Source organism: Nitrosospira sp. CT, from assembly GCF_059489795.1.
On the sequence record NZ_JCAHZJ010000078.1, the window covers coordinates 140,464 to 160,783 of the forward strand.

At 53.3% G+C, this 20,320-nt stretch carries 19 protein-coding genes and 3 tRNA genes; 4 read left to right on the forward strand and 18 right to left on the reverse strand.

Going from position 1 to position 20,320, the window contains the following annotated elements:
- Nucleotides 1-55: 55 nt before the first annotated feature.
- The 10 genes from mnhG to AC52W5_RS14920 all read right to left on the reverse strand — a co-directional run bounded on the left by mnhG (nt 56) and on the right by AC52W5_RS14920 (nt 9,608).
- The gene (mnhG, locus tag AC52W5_RS14875; protein ID WP_074974502.1) at nt 56-406 is read right to left on the reverse strand and encodes a monovalent cation/H(+) antiporter subunit G; all 351 of its coding nucleotides are present in this window, start codon (nt 404-406) and stop codon (nt 56-58) included.
- Nucleotides 403-684 (reverse strand): K+/H+ antiporter subunit F, encoded by a 282-nt coding sequence (locus tag AC52W5_RS14880; RefSeq protein ID WP_495671567.1) that lies wholly within the window; start codon nt 682-684, stop codon nt 403-405. Before AC52W5_RS14880 ends, mnhG begins: the two co-directional genes overlap by 4 nt.
- Nucleotides 681-1,169, reverse strand: coding sequence for a Na+/H+ antiporter subunit E (locus tag AC52W5_RS14885; protein WP_495671568.1), 489 nt, complete (start codon nt 1,167-1,169; stop codon nt 681-683). Before AC52W5_RS14885 ends, AC52W5_RS14880 begins: the two co-directional genes overlap by 4 nt.
- Entirely contained in the window at nt 1,166-2,830 is a 1,665-nt protein-coding gene (locus AC52W5_RS14890) for a monovalent cation/H+ antiporter subunit D (protein ID WP_495671569.1), read from the reverse strand. The genes AC52W5_RS14885 and AC52W5_RS14890 overlap by 4 nt, the downstream gene beginning before the upstream one ends.
- Nucleotides 2,827-3,168, reverse strand: coding sequence for a Na+/H+ antiporter subunit C (locus tag AC52W5_RS14895; RefSeq protein ID WP_074974498.1), 342 nt, complete (start codon nt 3,166-3,168; stop codon nt 2,827-2,829). Before AC52W5_RS14895 ends, AC52W5_RS14890 begins: the two co-directional genes overlap by 4 nt.
- Nucleotides 3,168-6,230 carry a monovalent cation/H+ antiporter subunit A gene (locus AC52W5_RS14900; RefSeq protein WP_495671570.1) on the reverse strand — a complete coding sequence of 1,021 codons (3,063 nt, stop codon included), beginning with the start codon at nt 6,228-6,230 and terminating at the stop codon, nt 3,168-3,170. Before AC52W5_RS14900 ends, AC52W5_RS14895 begins: the two co-directional genes overlap by 1 nt.
- A 489-nt stretch (nt 6,231-6,719) precedes the next feature.
- Nucleotides 6,720-7,235, reverse strand: coding sequence for an NlpC/P60 family protein (locus tag AC52W5_RS14905; RefSeq protein WP_074974496.1), 516 nt, complete (start codon nt 7,233-7,235; stop codon nt 6,720-6,722).
- A 163-nt stretch (nt 7,236-7,398) separates the two neighbouring features.
- The gene (locus tag AC52W5_RS14910) at nt 7,399-7,776 is read right to left on the reverse strand and encodes a VOC family protein (protein ID WP_495671571.1); all 378 of its coding nucleotides are present in this window, start codon (nt 7,774-7,776) and stop codon (nt 7,399-7,401) included.
- Between the two features lie 95 nt (nt 7,777-7,871).
- On the reverse strand, nt 7,872-9,215 hold the full coding sequence (gene astB, locus AC52W5_RS14915) for an N-succinylarginine dihydrolase (protein ID WP_495671572.1): 1,344 nt from the start codon (nt 9,213-9,215) through the stop codon (nt 7,872-7,874).
- 48 nt (nt 9,216-9,263) lie between these two features.
- Nucleotides 9,264-9,608: a hypothetical protein gene (locus AC52W5_RS14920; RefSeq protein WP_495671573.1), complete on the reverse strand. Its 345-nt coding sequence runs from the start codon at nt 9,606-9,608 to the stop codon at nt 9,264-9,266.
- Between the two features lie 256 nt (nt 9,609-9,864).
- Between AC52W5_RS14920 and AC52W5_RS14925 the strand changes: the two genes are divergently transcribed.
- Complete coding sequence (locus AC52W5_RS14925; protein ID WP_495671574.1) at nt 9,865-10,641, forward strand: hypothetical protein; 777 nt, start codon at nt 9,865-9,867, stop codon at nt 10,639-10,641.
- Here AC52W5_RS14925 and AC52W5_RS14930 read toward each other — a convergent pair.
- From AC52W5_RS14930 to AC52W5_RS14940, 3 genes are all read right to left on the reverse strand, one after another.
- A complete protein-coding gene (locus AC52W5_RS14930) occupies nt 10,604-11,242 on the reverse strand; it encodes a hypothetical protein (RefSeq protein WP_495671575.1) in 639 nt (212 codons plus the stop codon). The two genes, AC52W5_RS14925 and AC52W5_RS14930, sit on opposite strands and share 38 nt — an antisense overlap.
- Nucleotides 11,243-11,319: 77 nt before the next feature.
- Entirely contained in the window at nt 11,320-13,098 is a 1,779-nt protein-coding gene (locus AC52W5_RS14935) for an ABC1 kinase family protein (RefSeq protein WP_495671576.1), read from the reverse strand.
- A gap of 43 nt (nt 13,099-13,141) precedes the next feature.
- Complete coding sequence (locus tag AC52W5_RS14940) at nt 13,142-13,822, reverse strand: HNH endonuclease (RefSeq protein ID WP_495671577.1); 681 nt, start codon at nt 13,820-13,822, stop codon at nt 13,142-13,144.
- A 249-nt stretch (nt 13,823-14,071) separates the two neighbouring features.
- On the opposite strand from AC52W5_RS14940, the gene AC52W5_RS14945 reads away from it, so the two are divergent.
- Nucleotides 14,072-14,518 (forward strand): hypothetical protein, encoded by a 447-nt coding sequence (locus tag AC52W5_RS14945; protein ID WP_495671578.1) that lies wholly within the window; start codon nt 14,072-14,074, stop codon nt 14,516-14,518.
- A gap of 212 nt (nt 14,519-14,730) precedes the next feature.
- On the opposite strand, the gene AC52W5_RS14950 is transcribed toward AC52W5_RS14945, so the two are convergent.
- From AC52W5_RS14950 to gltX, 4 genes are all read right to left on the reverse strand, one after another.
- Nucleotides 14,731-15,144 carry a nitrosocyanin gene (locus tag AC52W5_RS14950; RefSeq protein WP_256210409.1) on the reverse strand — a complete coding sequence of 138 codons (414 nt, stop codon included), beginning with the start codon at nt 15,142-15,144 and terminating at the stop codon, nt 14,731-14,733.
- Between the two features lie 377 nt (nt 15,145-15,521).
- Nucleotides 15,522-15,597: transfer RNA gene (locus AC52W5_RS14955), tRNA-Glu, on the reverse strand.
- A 59-nt stretch (nt 15,598-15,656) separates the two neighbouring features.
- Nucleotides 15,657-15,732 (reverse strand) — tRNA-Ala (locus tag AC52W5_RS14960).
- Nucleotides 15,733-15,917: 185 nt separating this feature from the next.
- Complete coding sequence (gene gltX, locus AC52W5_RS14965; RefSeq protein ID WP_495671579.1) at nt 15,918-17,315, reverse strand: glutamate--tRNA ligase; 1,398 nt, start codon at nt 17,313-17,315, stop codon at nt 15,918-15,920.
- 363 nt (nt 17,316-17,678) lie between these two features.
- On the opposite strand from gltX, the gene AC52W5_RS14970 reads away from it, so the two are divergent.
- Together AC52W5_RS14970 and AC52W5_RS14975 are read left to right on the forward strand one after the other, a co-directional pair.
- A tRNA-Val gene (locus AC52W5_RS14970) sits at nt 17,679-17,753 on the forward strand.
- A 163-nt stretch (nt 17,754-17,916) separates the two neighbouring features.
- The gene (locus tag AC52W5_RS14975; RefSeq protein ID WP_495671580.1) at nt 17,917-19,155 is read left to right on the forward strand and encodes a tyrosine-type recombinase/integrase; all 1,239 of its coding nucleotides are present in this window, start codon (nt 17,917-17,919) and stop codon (nt 19,153-19,155) included.
- Between the two features lie 749 nt (nt 19,156-19,904).
- Here AC52W5_RS14975 and AC52W5_RS14980 read toward each other — a convergent pair.
- Nucleotides 19,905-20,165, reverse strand: coding sequence for a hypothetical protein (locus tag AC52W5_RS14980; RefSeq protein ID WP_495671581.1), 261 nt, complete (start codon nt 20,163-20,165; stop codon nt 19,905-19,907).
- Nucleotides 20,166-20,320 lie beyond the last annotated feature (155 nt).

A 20,320-nucleotide genomic window follows, 5' to 3' on the forward strand; every position in this document is an offset into this window, starting at 1 on the left:
AATGGAAAAAGGGGAAGTGGTAAAACAGATGGACAGATGAGAGAGCGGATTACGCTTAGTTCGTATCCTGGCCAGACACCGGTTCTTTTTCGGTATCCGCGCGCTTGCGGTATATCCCTGAGCGCATGAGCAGGATCGTGGTGACGGGTGAGGTCGATATCATGAACAGTGTGATCAATACTTCCTGAAACACGAACCGCTCAGCGTGTATCGAAGCAATCAGTATTGACGCTAGCAGCACACACCCAAGGCCGAGTGTATTTCCCAATGTAACGCCATGCATGCGCGCAAACAGATTGGGCAGCCGAAGCAAGCCGAGGGATCCGATCAGCGTCAGCAGACCGCCTGAGATCAGCAGCAGCGAGCCGAGCAGATCAGCCCAGAAGGGAATCTCATCCATTGTCATGGCTCGATCACCTCGCCACGCAAAAGGAATTTAGCCATTGCGGCTGAACCGACAAACCCGAATAGCGCAATCAACAGAGCGATGTCGAAATAAAACCGGGATCCGAACTGAATTCCCAGCGTGAGCACCAGGATCATGCTATTTACATACAGGGTATCCAACGCCAGTACGCGGTCTTCCGCGGCAGGCCCGCGCAGAAGACGGATCACCGCAAAGATCATGGCAAGTGCGACAGCAATCAGGACAAAGGATATTGCCCACGGCAGCATTCCATTCATTCGAATATCTCCATCAGTCGCCGCTCGTAACGCTGCTTGATGGTGCGAACCCACGCTTCCTCATCCTGCAGATCCAGGACGTGAATCGTGAGCGTGCCTCCATCAGCCGAAAGGCCGGCCCAGATGGTACCGGGCGTGGCCGTGATTATACAGGCGAGCGCGGCAAGGCCATACGGGTCACGCAGGTCCAGCGGAATTTTCATGAAACCTGAACTGAAACGTCTCTTCGCCGGACCGAGAATGATCCCGGCCACGGCAATGTTGGAGCGGATAATATCGATCAGCACCACAAAAAGTAGTCCGACAGCAGTGAGCAGATGGTGCGGGTGTGCGCGCAGTGGCCGTATTGCCGCAGTCGAGGCAGCAATAATCACTGTGAGGATCAGACCCAGCAAAAGCTGGCCCGGCGCCAGGGAATCATTCAGCAGAAGCCACAAGGCGAACAGAATGACAGTAAACAAAGTCAGCGACGGCCAGCGTTTCACTGCCTGATTCCCTCCATTGGGATTGAAGGCGCCGGCGAAGGCCCGGGTGGCCGACTGCCCGACAATACCGCATCGATATAAATCTGGGGTGAAGATAGCGAATTACCCGCAAGGCTCAGGTAATCCATCGCGGGCCCCGTCTCTACCGTGAGTGCAACGCTGAGCAGCAGCAGCACCGCAACTGGAGCCGCTTCCCCGAGGCGCAACCTTGGGATCATGATCTCCTCGGAAGTCCAGAACAAAAGTATCCCCATCCGGCAAAGAGCAATGATTGCAATCAGACTCGAACCCAGCATCCCCGCCCACAGTACCCAGACCGTAACCGGCCCTGGCCCCGGCGCAGTATCGGTCAGTGTGGCGGAGAGGATCAGAAATTTGGCGATAAAACCCGATAGTGGCGGCAATCCCGCCACGAGCAGCGCGCATGCGAGAAAGCCCATGCCCAGAAATGCCATCGCCGCGGGAATGACGATACCTACCACTTCATCTGTAAAATCGGCATCAACCGGCTCCTGCCCGACGGACTCCATCATCTCCAGCGGCATGTCCTCGCCGGCTTGCCGTGTGCGTTCGATCATCTCACAAAGCATGAAGAAAGCGCCTGTCGCCAACACTGAGCTTGTCAAGTAATACAGAGCCGCCCCTTTCATTGCCGTACCACCAAATCCGAGCGCCGCAAGCAACGTGCCGGCGGAAGCGATGACACAATAGGCAACCAGCCGCTGTGGCTGGCTGGCAGTGAGTATGCCCGCTGTCCCCAGCACGAGTGTAACGATGCCAATGCCGAACAGCCAGCCGTCATTGAATGGCGCCGGGACACTCGCCCCCGAAGCACCGGACAGCAGTGACCCCAGCCGCAGCAGCGCGTAAATTCCCACCTTGGTCATAATCGAAAAAACCGCTGCCACTGGCGGGGCAGCCGTACCATAAGCAGACGGCAACCAGAAGTTCAGAGGCCATGCTCCTGCCTTGAGCAGAAAAGCGCTGCCGAGAATGGCGATACCGGTTTCGAAAAGTATGCGCTCGTCCTCGGTGAGCAGTGAGGCTCGCGCAGCCACATCTGCCATATTGAGCGTTCCGGTTACTCCATAGATCAGCGAAACACCAATCAGAAAGACAAACGAACCTGCAAGATTGATCGCGATGTAGTGCAGGCCGGCCTTGACCCGAGGTTCGCCCAGACCGTGCAGCAGGAGACCGTATGACGCCGCCAGCAGCACCTCCACAAATACAAACAGGTTGAAGAGATCGCCGGTCAGAAAAGCGCCGTTTACCCCCATGATCAGGAACTGGAACAACGACTGGAAATGAGGACCAGCCTTGCGCCAGCGCGCCAGCGCGTAGATCAGGGAAGTCAATGCCAGCACCGCATTGAGCACCAGCATCAGAGCAGACAATCGATCCAGCACCAGCACGATGCCGAAGGGCGCCTGCCACCCACCGAGCAGATATACCGCGATTCCATCCGGCCAGATGCTCGGAACAGCATCGCTTGCAATATAGGCGAGCGCGAGTGCCACGAGTAAATTCACCAGGGTGGCAACAAGAGCGATAATGGTACGCGGGGCACGCCGGGCTTCGGCGAACAGCAGCATGACTGCTCCCGCAACCAATGGGATCACTATCGGAAATATCGGAAGATGATTCACCCAGCCATTCATGCTTCCGGATCCCCATCGACGTGATCATTGCCCGTCAAACCACGTGAAGCCAGCAACACAACCAGAAAGAGCGCAGTCATGGCAAAACCAATGACGATTGCGGTGAGCACAAGCGCCTGTGGCACGGGGTCGTCATACAAGGAAGGATCTGCCTGTGCCATGGTTTCGATGATTGGCGCGCCTCCTATCATCAGTCGCCCCATCCCGAAGATGAACAGATTGACCGCGTACGACAGCAGAGAAAGTCCCATGATGACCTGGAAGGTGCGGGGGCGCAGCACCAGCCAGACACCCGAAGCCGTCAGAACACCAATAGCAAGCGCATAGATTGCCTCCATCAATCCTCCCTTTCCTTCGGGGGCAAAACATGGGGAAGCTTTTGCCTTTCGGCTTCCACAGGCGGATAGTCAGTTGGAGCCATTGGAACGACGGGGGCAAATAGCGAGGCGGATGCATGACCGCTAGCGCCTTGCCCTGCCGGCGAATCCGGCACCTCCACCGGCGTCTCAACTTCTGCAACCTCCTGCTTGCGGTGCGCGCGCCGTGACTGGTGGGCAAGCGCCACCAGGATCAACACCGCTGCGCCAATCACCAGAAAAAAGACTCCCAGATCGAACAGCAACACCGTTGAAAGGTGCATTTCGCCGATTATTGGCAAAGTGCCATGCCACGCCAATGCAGAAAGAAATGGACGCGCCGCCAGCCACGCTGACATACCTGCGCCGGCAGCACACAACAACCCCGCTGCAAGCCAGTATTGGGGGAAAATACGGGTACGGGATTCCGCCCAGGCAGTGCCTCCCACGAGGTATTGCAGAATGACCGCTGTCGTAACGATCAGCCCCGCCACGAAGCCACCGCCCGGTTCGTTGTGCCCGCGCAATAAAAAATAAATTGCCACCATGCCCGAAACAGGCAGCAGCAACTGCACGAACACCGCCGGCACCATCATTGGCCCAGCAGGCAACAACGCATGCGGATCTGACGGCAATGCTCCGCTCTGTGCATCCTGCTCCTGCTGTTTTGCAGGCACTGCCATGGCCTCGGCAGCAGGGCGGAACCTCCGCAACAGCGCGAACACAGTCAATGCCACGATGCCCAGCACAGTAATCTCACCCATCGTATCGAAGCCCCGGAAATCAACCAGTATCACATTGATGACGTTCGATCCACCTGCCAGAGGCAGTGAGTTTTCGATAAAAAAAGGCGAGATGCCTTCCCCGGCAGACCGGGTCAGAATTGCGTAGCTCAATCCGGTGATACCGATACCCGCACAAATCGCGATCACCAGATCCCGCGACCGGCGACCCTCGGCTCGCATACGCACCGGAAGCGGCACTGTTTCATGGTCCAGCGATTTATCGCGCGGCGGCAGCCAGCGCAGACCCAACAGAAGCAGGACAAGTGTGACGACCTCTACGATAAGCTGCGTCAGCGCCAGGTCAGGCGCGGAAAACCAGACGAAGGTCATGCAGGTTGCGAGCCCCGCCACGCCTGACAGGGTCAATGCAGCAAGCCGGTGATATTTTGCCTGTGCAGCAGCCGCGATTGCACAGACCGCACCGATCAGCCACAACACCGCAAAAGCCGGTTCAACCGGAAGCGGCGTTTTATCGCCCTCGGGCAAGCCACCGCTGGAGAGCGGTATCAGCGCGCTGGCAAACACGGCGATGATAAGCAGCAGCATCTGGACCTGCAGATGCTCGGTGGAAAACCATCGCAAAAGGCGCATTGCCAGCCTGTCAAGCTTTTCGAGCATGAATTCGAAAATACGCTTGCCGTCGAAACGCTCGATCAGCGGTACCACTGTCGTGCCCTGCTGATATTCTCCTAGCGCCCGATACAGGAGGATTCCGCCTACCATCGCGGCCAGACTCATCATGAGAGGGAGATTGAAGCCATGCCACACCGCGAGGCTATGGAACGGGGTGTTTTCTCCAAGTACGGACCGCGAAGCCATGTTCAGATACGACCCCACGGTCCTGGCGGGGAACATTCCAACTACAAGGCAGGCCGTGACAAGCAGCGCGCTGGGAAACAGCATCCAGCGTGGCGGCTCATGGGGTTTTTTCGGCAGATCTTCCGCCGGAGGCCCGAAAAACACCTGCAGAATAAAACGCAGCGAATAGGCAACGCTGAGTATTCCCCACACCACAGCCATTGCCGGCAGGCCGATACGTGTGATCGGGTGCCCGATGACAAACACAGTCTCGGTAAAAAACATCTCTTTTGAAAGAAAACCATTGAACAATGGCACACCCGCCATCGACGCAGCACCCACCCCGGCCAGCGTAGCGGTGATGGGCATGGCACGCCGCAAACCGCTCAAGCGCGATAAATCGCGCGTGCCGGTTTCATGGTCGACCATGCCTGCCGCCATGAAAAGCGATGCCTTGAATGTAGCGTGGTTCATGATATGAAAAATTGCGGCTATCAACGCGAGAGGACTATTCAACCCAAGCAGCAGCGTAATCAGACCCAGATGGCTGATGGTGGAATAGGCCAGCACACCCTTCATATCCTGCTGAAATACCGCCGCGTATGCACCCAGCACGAGCGACAGGAGACCTGCCGTGCCGATCATCCAGAACCATTCGTCGGTACCCGCAAGCACAGGCCAGAGCCGGACAAGCAGGAAAACCCCGGCTTTGACCATCGTTGCCGAATGGAGATAGACAGATACGGGTGTAGGCGCCGCCATGGCATGCGGCAACCAGAAATGAAATGGAAATTGTGCGCTTTTAGTCAATGCTCCCAGCCCGATCAGGATCAGCATGGGCACATACCAGGAGTGTGCGCGGATCAGATCGCCCGAGGCAAGCACACGATCCAGATCGTAGCTCCCCGCTACCCATCCGAGCATCAGGACTCCGGCAAGCAGGCAAAGCCCACCGGCCGCTGTCACGGTCAATGCCATGCGCGCGCCATGGCGGGCATCCGGCCGGTGATACCAGTATGCTATCAACATGAAAGACGTCAAACTGGTCAATTCCCAGAACACCACCAGTTGAATCAGGTTGCCGGACAGCACGACACCCAGCATCGCGCCCATGAAAGCGAGAAAGAACGAGAAAAAACGGGGAACCGGGTCTTGCGCTGCCATGTAATAGCGCGCATACAGTACAACCAGGGCTCCCATCACTGTAACCAGCATTGCGAACAGCCAGGCAAAGCCATCCAGGCGAAACGTGAAGTCGAGACCCAATTGTGGAATCCAGTGCACCGCTTCCCGTATCACCTCCCCTTCAGCTATTGGCGGATACAACCGGACAGTGAGAATGACGCACGTTACCGCAACGGTACCCGCAAGCCAGGCGGCGACGTTGCGCGCGTGGGATGGCAGAAATGCGGCACAGAGGCTACCGATGAAGGGCAGGATAACTATCCAGATCAACGACATGAACTATCGATATGATTTACTGCGAACAAGCCCCACCCGTGCCGATCGGCACTTTCCGGAGAAGGATACAAGAGCGCGAGCAGCCAGGAACCTCTGGGCAAACACCCTGTAAGGACTTGTCCGGAAGTTCTCAAGATGAGATGCGGATGGATCGGGCATAGGCAGTATCCTCATGCCCAGGAGGAGAACTGTTAAGAAAATGCTCAAGTGCAGATAGAACTCAGGCACGTATCAGACTGCCTGCTTGAATAATACCATCGGATAGAATCTTTTGACGATTTGTTATTAATTCGGCGAGCAGACAGTACAGACATCACACCGGCGGAAGCCGGTATCCAGTAACGTTCAAAGCACGCCATTATTGGTTTGGGCTGGATCAATATTAAAAATAAGGCCGGTGCTTCCACCTGCCTCTATCTCGAGGCCCTGGATTTTCCAGGGACAATAATGAAACCGTAATATAACAGCGGAAACAACAGGAAGAGTTCCTTACATATCCAGCCGCTTCGCTTTCCAGTAGGCAGATTTCCAGTAGCTCTCGTTCAATTTTGAAATAGTCACGCCGTAGGTGCTCGAAGCATGGAGAAATCTGCCGTCCTCGATATAGACACCTACATGCCGGCCACTCCAGCGGGTCTTGAAAAAAACAAGATCTCCCGCCCTCAGTTCGCTTTTACTGACACTCTCTCCCAGTTGCGCCTGGAACTCGGTCGAGCGCGGCAATACCACACCCAGCTTTGTCTTGAATGTCACCTGAATAAAACCGGAGCAGTCGACGCCACTCCTGCTCATGCCACCCATCCGATATCGGGTATGTTTCCACTGATTGTACTGCTCATATAGCATTTTCTTCACCAGCGAGGTATTTTCCAGGTTTACCATGGCCCCGGGTGCATGAGTAACTCTGGGTGCATGAGTAATTTTTGTACCCTTTTCCGGTACGCTGCTGCATCCGACCAATCCGATGGTCAGAGGAACAACCATCAACCAGATGCTTTTTTTCATAGCACCCCCCCAATTTCAGGTTATTGTTTCCCATGCGATATTCTGCAAGGTTGGCATAGAATTCTAAGCCATCGTTGGCAAGCTCATCAATATAGAAGATTGACCGCTTCTTCTGTCATCAAAAGATATCGGCAAGGTGGAATATATCCGGACAACTTATGCTTCAAGAAATCTTGTAATCAACCGTCAACATTTCCAGCAGGTGGCCTGCCGGGTCCCAGAAATAGACACCACGCCCACCATCGTTGTGATTGATGCTCATGTTTTCCGGATCGAAGGGGCCACTGCCATACTTGATATTCTCTGCTTTCAACCTGGCGAAGATTTCGTCGAACTCCCGCTCTGTTACCTTGAATGCATAATGGTTCGAATCGAATTTTTCCCGGCTATCGAAATCCAGAGAAAGTGTATCGTTCACTTTTACCACGATGAAGCGGGAAAACGGGCCGACATATCTGAAACCGAATATTCTCGAATAGAACTGCGCGGATTCCTCCTTGTCGCGCGCCGGTACGATGGTGTGATTGAGCGTAATTGCCATGAATTCCTCCGGGAATGGTTGGCAGAGGTGTTTGTTGAGATTTGGCAGCGCTTCCGAATTCCAATGCCGATTGCTGCTAAAAATGCTGACAAGGTTTAAGGCCTCTGGAAATCGTACAGCGAGCCAAGTCCCAGTATAGTCGTCAGTTCATCCAGTGCAGCGCGGCTTTCCCGCAGGAGAGCCGGATCATCCAGATCAGTTGGTGAGAGGCGCTCGCGGTAATGCTTTTCGATCCATGCCTTGAGTTCATTGTAGAGGCACTCGTCAAAAACCACACGGCTGTTTTTTTGCACAGCATCGAGTTCCGGTTCGGTTAGCACGACACGAAGTCGCAGGCAGGCAGGCCCTCCCCCGTTTTTCATGCTTTGGCGCAAATTTACGTACTCGACATGCGCAATGGGATTAGCCCCATCCTGCACAATTCGTTCGAGAAAGGTTCTGGCGAAGTCAGATTCCTGACATTCCGCAGGCGCGAGGATCATCATTTCGTTACCACGAAGAGTAAGGAGTTGGCTGTTAAAGAGATAAGTCCTGATCGCCTCCGCAAGCGTAATATCTTCTTCCCCAGCCCTGATGAAGTGAACGGGCCAGCCGCATGCCTTTGTAATTTTAGCTTCGGTCTCCTCCCACTCCGGGTATGCCGCATGGTGATAAAACAGGACATTGCAGTTTGTCACCGCCAGCACGTCGTTATGAAACGCCCCTGCATCAACGGCCGCAGGATTTTGCTGCACAAACAGTTCCTTTCCACGCTTGATTCGATGCAACCTCGCAATCGCTTCGCTGGCCTCCAGCGACTGGCGTGCTGGAAATCGCAGAGGCTTGGGAATATCGCGGCTGGCAGAGCGGCCAAAGACAAAAACCTCCACTCCGGCTTCACCGTGATTCGGGCAGAAGCGCATATGGTTAGCGGCGCCCTCATCGCCAAAATAAAGATTGGATGGCAAGGGATCGTGGTGCACGAAATAGCGCTCATCGCTGAACACCCGCTTCAAAACGGCACTGGTAACAGACGCCTCGATGCTTCGATGAAGTTGCGAGGGCAGATTGGCAGCCGTAAGGTGTACCTTGCCATCCTCGGTATCGGCGCTTGGCGAAACAGTGGCGGCGTTGGCCACCCACATGCTGGATGCCGACGAGCACGCGCGCAGAAGCCCAGGGGCAACCGTTGCCACGCACCGGATGACGGCTGCGTCCTCCCCGACAAATCCCAGCTTTCGGAGCACTGAGACAGCTGGACGGTCTTGTGGCGGCAGAACGCCCTGCCTGATGCCGAGATCAGAAAGCCGTTTCATTTTTTCCAGCCCCTGCAATGCGGCTTCGCGGGGATTGGAACTTGTCAGGGCACTCTCCGCAGAGGCGATGTTTCCTACCGCCAGTCCGCCATAATTGTGCGTAAGGCCTACCAATCCGTCAAAATTGACTTCGTAAGCGTTCATCGCTTTGCAAATGGAGTGTCAGGACGTACTTATGTCGATTGAAGAGTCTTATACCCGTGGCCGGGATTGCGCGGCGTCTACTTCTTTTTTAACTGGAAGAAACGCGCTGGCGCAAGCCTGTTCGAGCCGCCGCGCCTTTTTTTCCAGTGCGCCCACTACCAGCTTCTGGACACGCCTGTGAGGAAGCGCCTCACCCGTTGCCCATCGCGAAACCGTGGACGGAGCAAATTCGAACTCGGCTGCAATGGCACGCTGCGAGACTCCCGCAATATCGCCATGCTGGACCAGCCAGGAAAATTCCGCCGCATCCCCCCTCCATTCCGCGCAAAGCTGCCGATACTGCTCTACCGTAACCATTACTTTCCATACCCCATTGCCAAAAATCCAAAGCACTCAACATGCACCCATGCAATTATTTATATATTCTTTTCTGTTTTGTGTCAAACCATTATCTCAAGTCATGCAATGGCTTGTTCAAAAATCGGCTGATGTCCACGGATTTGGCCATCGGGGTTGAATTCTGTGGAATAGATCCCATCTAACAGCGCTATTCCAGGAGGGGTGTTCCGGTGTGTGTTGGTGTCTACCGTAACTCCTCCTTTTTTCCTTTTTGTCATCGGGAATTCGACAAGCGCGACAGGAGAGCGAGATGTCAGGCACTACTCATGCAACCATCCGGGCAGCAGGCCTTAGGGATGTTGAGCACATATTGGCGGAATATCGGCAAGCTGTCGCAGAACTGCCACTGGAAGAATCCGCAAACCTTCTGTGGCGCCCTTATGATGAATTCAAGACCGCAGTCGAGAACGGTCTGTTTTTTGTCATAGAGAATGCCGTGGGTAGTTTCATGGCAGGCGCTGGTGTGTTCGACCTGCCGGGCTCTGCCGAAAAAGAACTGGGGATGTGTTACGTAAAGAAGGAATGGAGAGGCTACGGGTTGCAGATCCTCCTTTTGCAAATCAGAGTTTGCGCTGCAACACTCGGTCAGGTTCCGGATAAAAGCGGGGACGACACCACCACAAAAAGCTTTGCGGCGTTGATCACCGGAGTAAAGCCGGCCAATGAACATTCTGCTGCCAATACCGAACAGCTTGGCTTCGAATATCTCCTGACACCTCCACCGGCGCTGTTCAACGCCTGTGCTTCCTGCCGGACGCCTCCCGCCCCAGGCTCAGAACGAAGGTGCTGCTGCGATTTTTTCTATCTTTCCGATGCCAGACGGGCGGAAGCAATCGAAAAAAGCCTCCAGATGGAAAACTGGAGCCGGACGCGAAACGGGCATAAGCTTATCGTGGCGTTGAAAATTCGCCACCTGCTTGATGCCGACTTCCGGAATGCGCTGCATGAGATTGTACAAGAACTGCGCGCAATGCTCCTGCTTACTCTGCCTAGTTCTCCGTCCGGGAACGGGCAGGTCTGCGCTTGAAGGAGCCGAATTCCGGAACGGATGGAAGATCTGTAAAGGTATGCGACAACACGAAGAGAACCGTGTAGTCATTGTAATAGGCATCCGCCACGAAAGAGGTCGATCCAAGAAAATTCCCGGTCGGCAAGCCAAAGACATTCAGGTGAAATTTCGCATATCCCGTCTGATACTGGGATTTATAGAGCGCCAATTCCGGCAGCGAAAATGGAATGAACTGACTCTGGACCGGGGGCATTCCCATGAATGTCCCGGACAATTCTGTTCCCAGGGCCTCCACGACCACGTCGACCCGGTGGGTGGCATCCTTGCCGTCCTTCTGTACCAGATAGCCTTGCTGTCCAAGCCATCCGGCTAAAACCTGCTGCAGAAAAGCCTGATCGCCCGTCATCCCTACCGTATTGATCGACACGCTCGCTCCGCGGGGAATGGACAGAAATTCACCTGAATCATTGGGAAAGCTTCTTTTTACTGCTTCACTCAGGAGGAGCTGTTCAACAGCTGTTCTTGATGACTGAGTGTTGCGCTGCGTTGTCGAGCAACCGCCCACCAGTACGATGGCGGCTGTCAAAGTGAGGGTTTGTAAGAAATTGATTGTTCTCATTGTTCTATTCTGGTTTCTGCAACTGGAAGGAAGCAATAAAATCACTCAAAGGAAGAAGTACAGTCCTGTGTTCGCAATCAGTCGCCGCGGGGCCTTCTCTCGCGATCGGCCTTGTTGGCGCGGGAAATCGCCGAAAGCAGCCATATTGCGCCGATCGTTGCACAGGCAAAACCCAGCAGACTGAAAAAAGGAAGGCCCCATAGAGTTGGCCCAGTGGAGACTGCCATCACGACCGAGGAACCCACAATGACAGCGGCAACCACGATACCCACGACCAGACGATTGACCGCGCCGTCCAGTTGATCACCCACGTGCTTGAGATGCGCCACCTCGATATGAATATCCACTTTGCCCCGACGGGCAGAACGCAACAATCGCGAGAGATCGCGAGGCAGATTGCTTAGTAGACTTGCCAGCTCGATGGCTGTACGCCATCCACGCTTTGCCATTGCGGCCGGCGCGTAACGGATTGCCATTGCATCCCGCAACAGGGGCAGTGCTTCGCCTGCAATATCCAGCTCCGGATCGAGCTCTCTTCCCGTACCCTCAAGCGTAATGAATGCCTTGAAAAAGAGCGCAAGATCAGGCGGCAGGTGCAGCCGATGCGCGCGCAGGATGGCAACAAGGTCTGCAAGCATGGAGCCAAGCTTGAGCTGCTTTAGAGGGACACCCAGATATTGATCGACAAACAGCTGGATTTCAGTCTTAAGCGCTTCTTCGTTGACATCACCCTCCCCGGTCCAGTCGAGCAATACATCGGCCACCGCAGCGGAATCAGACTGAACCAACCCGAGTAAAAGATGGATCAGTTCTCCGCGCCGTGCCTCCCCCAGCAGGCCGATCATGCCAAAATCGATGAAGGCAATCCGGTTGCCCGGAAGATAAAACAGGTTGCCGGGATGGGGGTCCGCGTGGAACAACCCATCCACCAGGATCATTTTTATCACCGCTCCCACCCCGCGGCGGGCGAGGACCTTGCGGTCGAGGCCAGCCCGATCGACCGCCGCAACATCGCGACCAGGGATGCCTCGAATATACTCCTGCACACACACGCGTTCACCCGTCCATTGCCAATAGACCTTGGGAATGACAATGAGGGGAAGTAATGAAGAAGATTCATCCTCGTCGGCAGAAGGATGTGCCAGGGGCAAAACGGGTGAGGCCTCGTCGGAGTAGCCGGCGAAGTTCGAAGCAACACGTTCTGCATGGCGGCACTCCGCGCCAAAATCGAGCTCACGCCGGAGCGACTGCGTAAATTGCGCAACCACTTCCTGCCAGTGGAAGTGGCGCAGTTCTGAGTTGCTGGTTTCGATGAGCTCGGCAAGCCTTGAGAGCCAGCGCAAGTCAGCTTCAACCACCGCTCGAATGCCGGGTCGCCGCACCTTGACCACAACTTCGGTGCCATCTTCCAGGCGTGCAAGATGCACCTGAGCAATAGAGCCAGCGGCAAACGGCTCCGGCTCAAAGGCGGCAAATATTTCCTCCGGGGGAGCCCCCAGATCTTCAGTGAGCTGCTGATGGACCTCGGAATAAGGGGAAGCAGGTGTACTGTCCTGCAGCTTGCTGAATTCAGCGATCCATTCGGGATCGAAAAGATCGACGCGTGTTGCCAGAATCTGGCCAAGCTTGACGAAGGTGGGTCCCATCTCCTCCATCGCCCGCCGCACACTCGCTTGAGGCTCAAGCTGCGCCAGTTCGGTGGCCTCACTCCAGTGCAACGCGCGTCCAGCACGCTCCAGCACATGGGCAAACCCGAGCCGGCGCACCACATCCCCGAAACCATGCCGTATGAGGATTGAGGCAATCTCATGCAGGCGTCCGAGATCGCGCGCTGCGGTCATGGCCTGCCAGAGCATCAGCTATCCTCCGAATTCATGATTTCGACCCGACCTTCTTTATTTAATCCCGCTCCAGTCTCTGGACGGTGTCATACAACCACGCCTCCACCGCGTGAGCATTGGCGCCATGATGTATCTCGCGATGACAATTGGGGCATAGCGCCACTGCATTGGAAACAGCATCGGCTCCTCCATCGGCCAAGCCCTGAACGTAATGCAATTCAAGATAAGGTAATCCATCCAACCCCTGGAATGGAGCGGGTTTTTCGCATGATTCGCATGTTCCTGCCGCCTGCTGCAACACCCATGCCTTCACGCCGGGATCACGCTGCAATTGCGCCACAGATATGCGTCTGCGTTTAGGATGGGCATTACCGCTGGGCTTGGGAAGACCTTTCTGTTCTGCTGCCTCGCGCACTGCAATTTCAAAGGCGGCTACTGGAGTCCCCTTTTGTCCGCTGGTCTGCTCCAGTAATTGTTCGATCCGCGCAGCAACCAGAGGCTCGATATCTTTTGCCGGCTTCAGTCCGGACATCCATCCGCGTCCCATCAGCGAAAGGACATAGGAAATGTTCTGCATGCGGGATTCAAAAACCTTTTCGCTGCGGCCGAACATTTCCACCAGCTTTCTGTAATACTGCTTCTTTACAATGAGTTGTCCCGTGCGCTCATTGCGCTGCATCTCAACGTAAGCTTCAACGGAAGCCCTCAGTTCTTCATCGCTCCAGGAAACGTCATCCATGCTTTTCTGCCAGTTAACGAGCCATAGTCAGGATTATGACGCGGCACTCACACCTGTGCAAATTCGACCTCTGCAATAGGTGCGTCACCGCACAGAACGCGACAGTTTTCCGCTCCTAAAATTGTCGTGATTTTTTGTGCTTCATTTCTTTTATAAGAAACCCGATCACCACTAATAAACAATAAATAGTATCAGCAAGAGGGAGTTCTCGGTCATTTGCTTTTTTTCTTCATTTCAAAGGGAGTTGACATGAAAAATTATTCTGTTTTTAGCGTGGCTGCCAGATTCACAACATTGCTTGCGTTGACTCTGGGCTTAGCTATGGGTTTGGGAGGAAATGTTCAGGCACAGGATGGGATGCATGAAGGCCATAAATCCGATTCGGAATCCCACCATATGGATAAAAAAGAACTGCCAAAAGAGCTGCCTTGCGGCGGGCCTAGCGTAATTAAATGCCCAAGGGGTATGTCCTGTGTAGATGATCCGTCTGACAAGTGCGATCCCACTAAAGACGGTCTGAACTGTCCGGGCAAGTGTGCAATGGGTGGGGGGAAAGAATCAACAGTCAAGCAACCTTGCGCTGGCCCCAGCAGAATCAAATGCGCAGGCGGCATGATTTGCATCGACGACCCATCGGATAACTGCGACCCCACCAAGGATGGGCTTGACTGCAAAGGGATATGTGTAGCCAAGTAATGAAGACATTTGGAGAAACGTGACGGGCTGAAAGCACTTCGGCTTTTCGTTTCCCTATGTGTCTTACTGACTTGCACCCACCGTCAAAAACACTTCATTTTGGGTTAAAGGCATAAATTAAAAACCCGCCAAATGGCGGGTTTTTAATTTAACTGCAACTGACTATCTTTCACCGCCCATGCTGCTCCCTCAGCAGCATCAGATCAATCGAATTAATCGATGACGTTCAGAGAACCGGGCAGGTGGATGTTCTTGGGATGAAGCTGGCACCAGATGGTGAAGGCGCCGGACTTGTCCGCTTTGAAGCTGATGGTCTTGGTTTCCCCTGCCTTGATTACTTCGGAGACTTTAAATGCGTCAATGGAAAATCCTTCGCTGATGGGCGATTTGTTCTCAATGGTGACCTTTACGGTATTACCTTTCTTGACCGTCAGTGCTTCCGGCTCGTTGAGAACATTAAAGGCCCGGATATTCTTGACCGTAACACCTTCAACATTGAGTTCAGGAATCGTGGTGTCATAGGCATTGATAACCACCGTGAATTTTTGTTCTGCTGCGTGCACCGCACCCGTCAACAGCATGCCAAAAGCCAGACCTGCAAACATTGCCTTGTTTATTTTCATCATTAGTTTCCTTTCAAAGTTTAGTTGGTTTTAATTAAATGGCATTTCTGGAACCAATACTTTGTATGGGATGACGCTGAATGTCAAGAGCCACTTTCTCATCAACTCCTGGCCTGGGGGAAAAATTTTAACCCTCGTTTCAACGAAATCACGATTATCCGAAATCTCCCTTGTCACCCATTACCATGAAAAGGAAATAGAATTCCCTATCAATCAGCAACTTGGATTTATTATTTTCCAGTTTCCGGATTTCTTGCCACGACTTCAGGAAAGAAGCCCCTATGTCAGAAAGAGCTGAAGCAAGGCTGATTCGGATTCAACTGGCAAATCCCGGACTGTTGTATTTATCACACAGTCCGGGATTTCACCTTGGAAATTAGTGGCGTCCCCAGGGGGATTCGAACCCCCGTACTCACCGTGAAAGGGTGATGTCCTAGGCCTCTAGACGATGGGGACCAGAGGACTTTGAAATGCTTAAAAGCCGTTTGCCGTCAGTTTGTGATATTGCCATAAACTGGTGGAGGTAAGCGGGATCGAACCGCTGACCTCTTGCATGCCATGCAAGCGCTCTCCCAGCTGAGCTATACCCCCGGCAAAAGAAGGCGAATTATACTGACCGCTATTTTTCCCGTCAATGTACAGATGAAGTATATCATCCTCATCATCCCCTGACAGGCACCCATTCGCCCTAGGCCTTGTCGAAGGGGACGGGGCAGGATGAGCTCATCGAATATTCCCGGCGTTTGGTCCTGGCTAAGCTGAAACCGCGTCATATATCAGTTCGGGAAGTACTCAAGTTGCTTGTCCATTCTCCGCAGCGTTTCCTCCCTGCCCAGCAATTCCAGCACCACATTGATCGCCGGGGTCTGCGCCTCCCCTGTAACCATGACACGCAGCGGCATTGCCACCTTCGGCATCTTCACGCCGTGTGCCGTAGCCCTGGCCTTGATTGCGTCGTTGATGGCATGGCCTTCCCATTCGACCGTTGCAAGTTTTGTCCGCAAATCGAGAATCGGAACTTTAGCCTCGGCGGTGAAGTACTGCGCCTTCAGTTCCTCCGCAGGCTCCAGCGGGTGGAAGAAATAAACGGCTGCATCCGCCAGTTCCGCAACGGTATTGACGCGCTCCTTGAGCAGATTCACGACCTTGCGCAAATCGGGGACACTTCCGCCAGTAACGTCACAGCCATCCGCAGCAAGAAAAGGCTTTACCAATTCCGCCAGCCGCTCGTTATCCGCCGTTTTCAGGTACTGCTGGTTGAGCCATTGCAACTTCTCCGGATTGAACTTCCCCGGTGAGCGATTGATATTGGATAAATCGAACCACTCCACCAACTGCTCCCGGCTGAATATTTCCTCATCGCCATGCGACCAGCCCAACCGGGCCAGATAATTCACCAACGCCTCTGGCAGGTAACCATCTTCACGGTATTGCATCACCGAAACCGCACCATGCCGCTTCGACAAGCGTTCACCATCCGCACCGAGAATCATCGGCACATGCGCGTATTGCGGCAGAGGCGCACCCAACGCTTTCAGTATATTGATCTGGCGCGGCGTGTTGTTCACGTGATCGTCACCCCGAATCACATGCGTAATGTTCATATCAAGATCGTCTATCACCACGCCAAAGTTATAAGTCGGCACTCCATCCCCGCGCAGCAGGACGAGATCATCCAGCTCGCTATTGGCAACGGTGATTTCACCCTTTATCAAGTCCTTGAATGTTACCTCCCCATCCAGCGGATTCTTCAGCCGCACGACGGGCTTAACACCGGCAGGAGGCGTTTCTCTGGAATCACGCCAGCGACCATCATAGCGGGGCTTCAAGCCCGCTGCGCGCTGTTGCTCCCGCATTGCATCCAACTCTTCCCTGCTGCAATAGCAGTAAAAGGCATGGCCCGTGCGCAACAACTGCTCCGCTACTTCATGGTAGCGCGCCAGCCGCTGCATCTGGTAAAACGGCCCCTCGTCGTAGTCCAACCCCAGCCACGCCATACCATCCAGAATCGCTTGAGTTGATTGAGCGGTGGAACGCTCCAGATCCGTATCCTCGATCCGAAGGACGAACTTGCCGCCATGCTTGCGGGCATAAGCCCAGGAAAACAGCGCCGTACGAGCGCCGCCAATGTGAAGATAACCTGTGGGACTAGGAGCGAAACGGGTGCGAATCATGAAGTGGATGCCGGCTTCAAATGCCGACTGTATAATTGGAAAAGTGCTATTTTACGCGAGCCATGGACGTGTTGCCGAGTTATAGCTTTTTAACGTTGGCTTCGCTGATTACGTCCTGACGTTGCCTTCACCGCTTCGTCGTGACGCTGCCTTCGCGGATTATTTGACTTCGAGTCTCGTCGTTCCCACGAAAGTGGGAAACCCATAGACCTTTTGATGTTCGACGCAACAGCAAAGTCCGGGAAAACTCCTCCTATAATTTCGAGGCAGTTCTCAGAACATGCGAATTGACCGAAATCCTCGATTTATGCTCTAATTGCGCCTCCCTCAACCGTTATCAACTTCAGGATAACGTCAAGTAACGGGCGGTTAACTCAGCGGTAGAGTGCCACCTTCACACGGTGGAAGCCACTGGTTCGATCCCAGTACCGCCCACCAAAAGATAGTCCAGCAAAATCCAAACACATCCAATATATTCAATAAATACAATGATCTTTGCTTTTAATTTGTCCAAAGAACTCCATAGATATTCACTACAAACTTAGCCAGAAAGGGGGTATAGTTGGGGGTATTCCTGCCAGAATGCAAAAGGATACCCCCAATGCCCCTTACAGACACTGCGATTCGAACTGCGAAGCCGCGTAACAAGCCATACAAGATGGCTGACGAGAAGGGAATGTTTCTTTACATAACCCCTGCGGGTGGTAAATTATGGCGTTTAAAATACCGCGTTGATGGCAAAGAAAAGTTGCTGTCGTTAGGCGCCTATCCTGAGGTCGGTCTAAAGGACGCTCGCGCCCGTCGTGATGAAGCACGCAAGCTGCATGCACAAGGAGTTGATCCTTCTGTAAACCGCAAAGCGCAGAAGACAGCGCGAGTGGAACGGGCAGGAAACAGTTTTGAAGTTATCGCGCGTGAATGGCACTCGAAATACCGCCCAGGCTGGTCAAAAAGTCATGCTCATCGAACGCTTAGGCGTCTAGAGAACGATGTATTTCCTTGGATAGGTACGCGACCGATAGCAGAAATTGCCGCACCGGAAATTTTGGCTTTGCTAAGGCGTATTGAAGGGCGAGGAACGTTGGATACCGCACACCGCGCCCATCAGAATTGTAGCCAAGTGTTCCGCTATGCAATTGCAACTGGCCGCGCTGAACGCGATCCCACTCCGGACTTGCGGGGCGCCCTGCCCCCAGCAAAAGGAGGTCATTTTGCGGCCATCACTGAACCGCTTGAGGTTGGTGCCCTATTACGCGCCATAGACGCGTTCAAAGGTACATTTATCGTGCAATGCGCCTTGAAACTGGCCCCCATGCTTTTCGTTCGCCCGGGTGAACTTCGGCACGCACGCTGGCGAGAATTTGACTTGGACAAAGCTGAGTGGAAATTTTGGGTCACCAAGACGAAAAATGATCATATTGTTCCACTTGCGTCACAAGCCGTGAACATCCTACACGAATTGTACCCCCTCACCGGTCATACTGAATTTGTCTTTCCTGGTGCACGCAGTAATGAGAGGGCGATGAGTGATGGAGCAGTTAATGCGGCTCTAAAACGCATGGGGTATGACACCCGAGATGAGATGACAGGCCACGGGTTTAGGGCGATGGCGCGAACAATCCTTCATCAGGAAATGGGCTTTGCACCGGAAATAATCGAGCATCAACTAGCTCATCGCGTTCCTGACACTTTGGGTACGGCTTACAACCGTACAAAATTCCTCAAAGAACGCAGAATGATGATGCAGCAATGGGCTGACTATCTGGATCAGTTGAAGGCGGGAGCCTCTGTGATACCCATAATCCAGGGGACCAGGAATCTCAATTATCTCTTAAGCTGATACCAGAAATTCTAATGGCATGAGTGAAAGGTTGATCGAACAGGTGGCGAACTGCGGTGGAGGTACAACCTCCCGCTGACCGAAGAATTATCGCGTTTTTTCAATCAGGTCTTCACAAAGAGCTTCCGCAAACTTTAATCCCCGAGCCGGAATCTAAAAATCTTCTGAAAGCTAGTAGGGAAGATTGTCTCCTACTTTTCATAAACATTTTTTACCCGTATTTTTACCCGTTCTAATAGCTGTTATAACTCGAAGCGGTCTCGTATTCTATGTTCTGCTAATTCAGCAAAAAATTAAAGAGCGAGAGGACGGTGTTTTAAAGAGGGCATCTATTAAATCGAAACGCTTGTGGTAGTCAAAGATCGGTCTTGTTCTTGGCTTCCCCTCATTTCCATTTGTATCCAATATAGCTTTTTGCAATTTCTTTTTCCTAGCATTCGTCTATCTGGTGGTTCAAGACTTGGCATCGACTGTTTCAAGAAAATAGTGATAGGACTTTTAATCCGTTGGTCGGCAGTTCGAATCTGCCACGGCCTATCAATCAAGGAGTTAGGTTAGCATTTAGCTATCGTTCTTCTTTCGTTGCTACCATATTGCTACTTTATCCTCCACGACAATAGAAGGATAGGCACAGATTTTCCATATTCAGATAAGAGTATCTGATGGATGGTTTTATAGTCCCAGTAATACGATTCTCCACCTTAAACAACGGTACAGGTCTGAGGGAATAAATCGTGCGACAGCGCTCGTCAATCGTCAGCTTGTTCGCCCCAACCCTCAGAAACATACTGCCACGACGTCTCCAGTTCAGCAAAGTTGTCATAATCTAAATCGTTTAACTTCTTCATCATCGCGTGTCCACTTGGCTGATTGAAGATCAGCCAGATTGACGAATGCAATGTCCAAAATAACGCGCTATTGCCGCCAAAAAAAGAAGAGAGTGCCAAAGAAGAGAGTGCCGCTCGCAATTCACCTGTTCGATCCTTCGTAATGGCTCGCATGGCTACCATGCTAAGTCCCTTGGTGTCCTCAGCATGTGCGTCACATCTCGGTCTCGTCCTAGCGCAGGTAAAACTGACCGAACACTCCTACAAAGTCTCGCTGAGCATCAACTCGATTGGTACGAATGTGCTAGTGCACTGACATCCCCCTGCCAATTGTCACC

Coding starts and splice junctions, on each gene's coding strand:
- mnhG (WP_074974502.1), bottom strand. CDS start 406: ATGACAATGGATGAGATTCCCTTCTGGGCTGATCTGCTCGGCTCGCTG.
- AC52W5_RS14880 (WP_495671567.1), bottom strand. CDS start 684: ATGAATGGAATGCTGCCGTGGGCAATATCCTTTGTCCTGATTGCTGTC.
- AC52W5_RS14890 (WP_495671569.1), bottom strand. CDS start 2,830: ATGAATGGCTGGGTGAATCATCTTCCGATATTTCCGATAGTGATCCCA.
- AC52W5_RS14895 (WP_074974498.1), bottom strand. CDS start 3,168: ATGGAGGCAATCTATGCGCTTGCTATTGGTGTTCTGACGGCTTCGGGT.
- AC52W5_RS14900 (WP_495671570.1), bottom strand. CDS start 6,230: ATGTCGTTGATCTGGATAGTTATCCTGCCCTTCATCGGTAGCCTCTGT.
- AC52W5_RS14905 (WP_074974496.1), bottom strand. CDS start 7,235: ATGAAAAAAAGCATCTGGTTGATGGTTGTTCCTCTGACCATCGGATTG.
- AC52W5_RS14910 (WP_495671571.1), bottom strand. CDS start 7,776: ATGGCAATTACGCTCAATCACACCATCGTACCGGCGCGCGACAAGGAG.
- astB (WP_495671572.1), bottom strand. CDS start 9,215: ATGAACGCTTACGAAGTCAATTTTGACGGATTGGTAGGCCTTACGCAC.
- AC52W5_RS14925 (WP_495671574.1), top strand. CDS start 9,865: ATGTCAGGCACTACTCATGCAACCATCCGGGCAGCAGGCCTTAGGGAT.
- AC52W5_RS14930 (WP_495671575.1), bottom strand. CDS start 11,242: ATGAGAACAATCAATTTCTTACAAACCCTCACTTTGACAGCCGCCATC.
- AC52W5_RS14935 (WP_495671576.1), bottom strand. CDS start 13,098: ATGCTCTGGCAGGCCATGACCGCAGCGCGCGATCTCGGACGCCTGCAT.
- AC52W5_RS14940 (WP_495671577.1), bottom strand. CDS start 13,822: ATGGATGACGTTTCCTGGAGCGATGAAGAACTGAGGGCTTCCGTTGAA.
- AC52W5_RS14945 (WP_495671578.1), top strand. CDS start 14,072: ATGAAAAATTATTCTGTTTTTAGCGTGGCTGCCAGATTCACAACATTG.
- AC52W5_RS14950 (WP_256210409.1), bottom strand. CDS start 15,144: ATGATGAAAATAAACAAGGCAATGTTTGCAGGTCTGGCTTTTGGCATG.
- gltX (WP_495671579.1), bottom strand. CDS start 17,315: ATGATTCGCACCCGTTTCGCTCCTAGTCCCACAGGTTATCTTCACATT.
- AC52W5_RS14975 (WP_495671580.1), top strand. CDS start 17,917: ATGCCCCTTACAGACACTGCGATTCGAACTGCGAAGCCGCGTAACAAG.
- AC52W5_RS14980 (WP_495671581.1), bottom strand. CDS start 20,165: ATGGTAGCCATGCGAGCCATTACGAAGGATCGAACAGGTGAATTGCGA.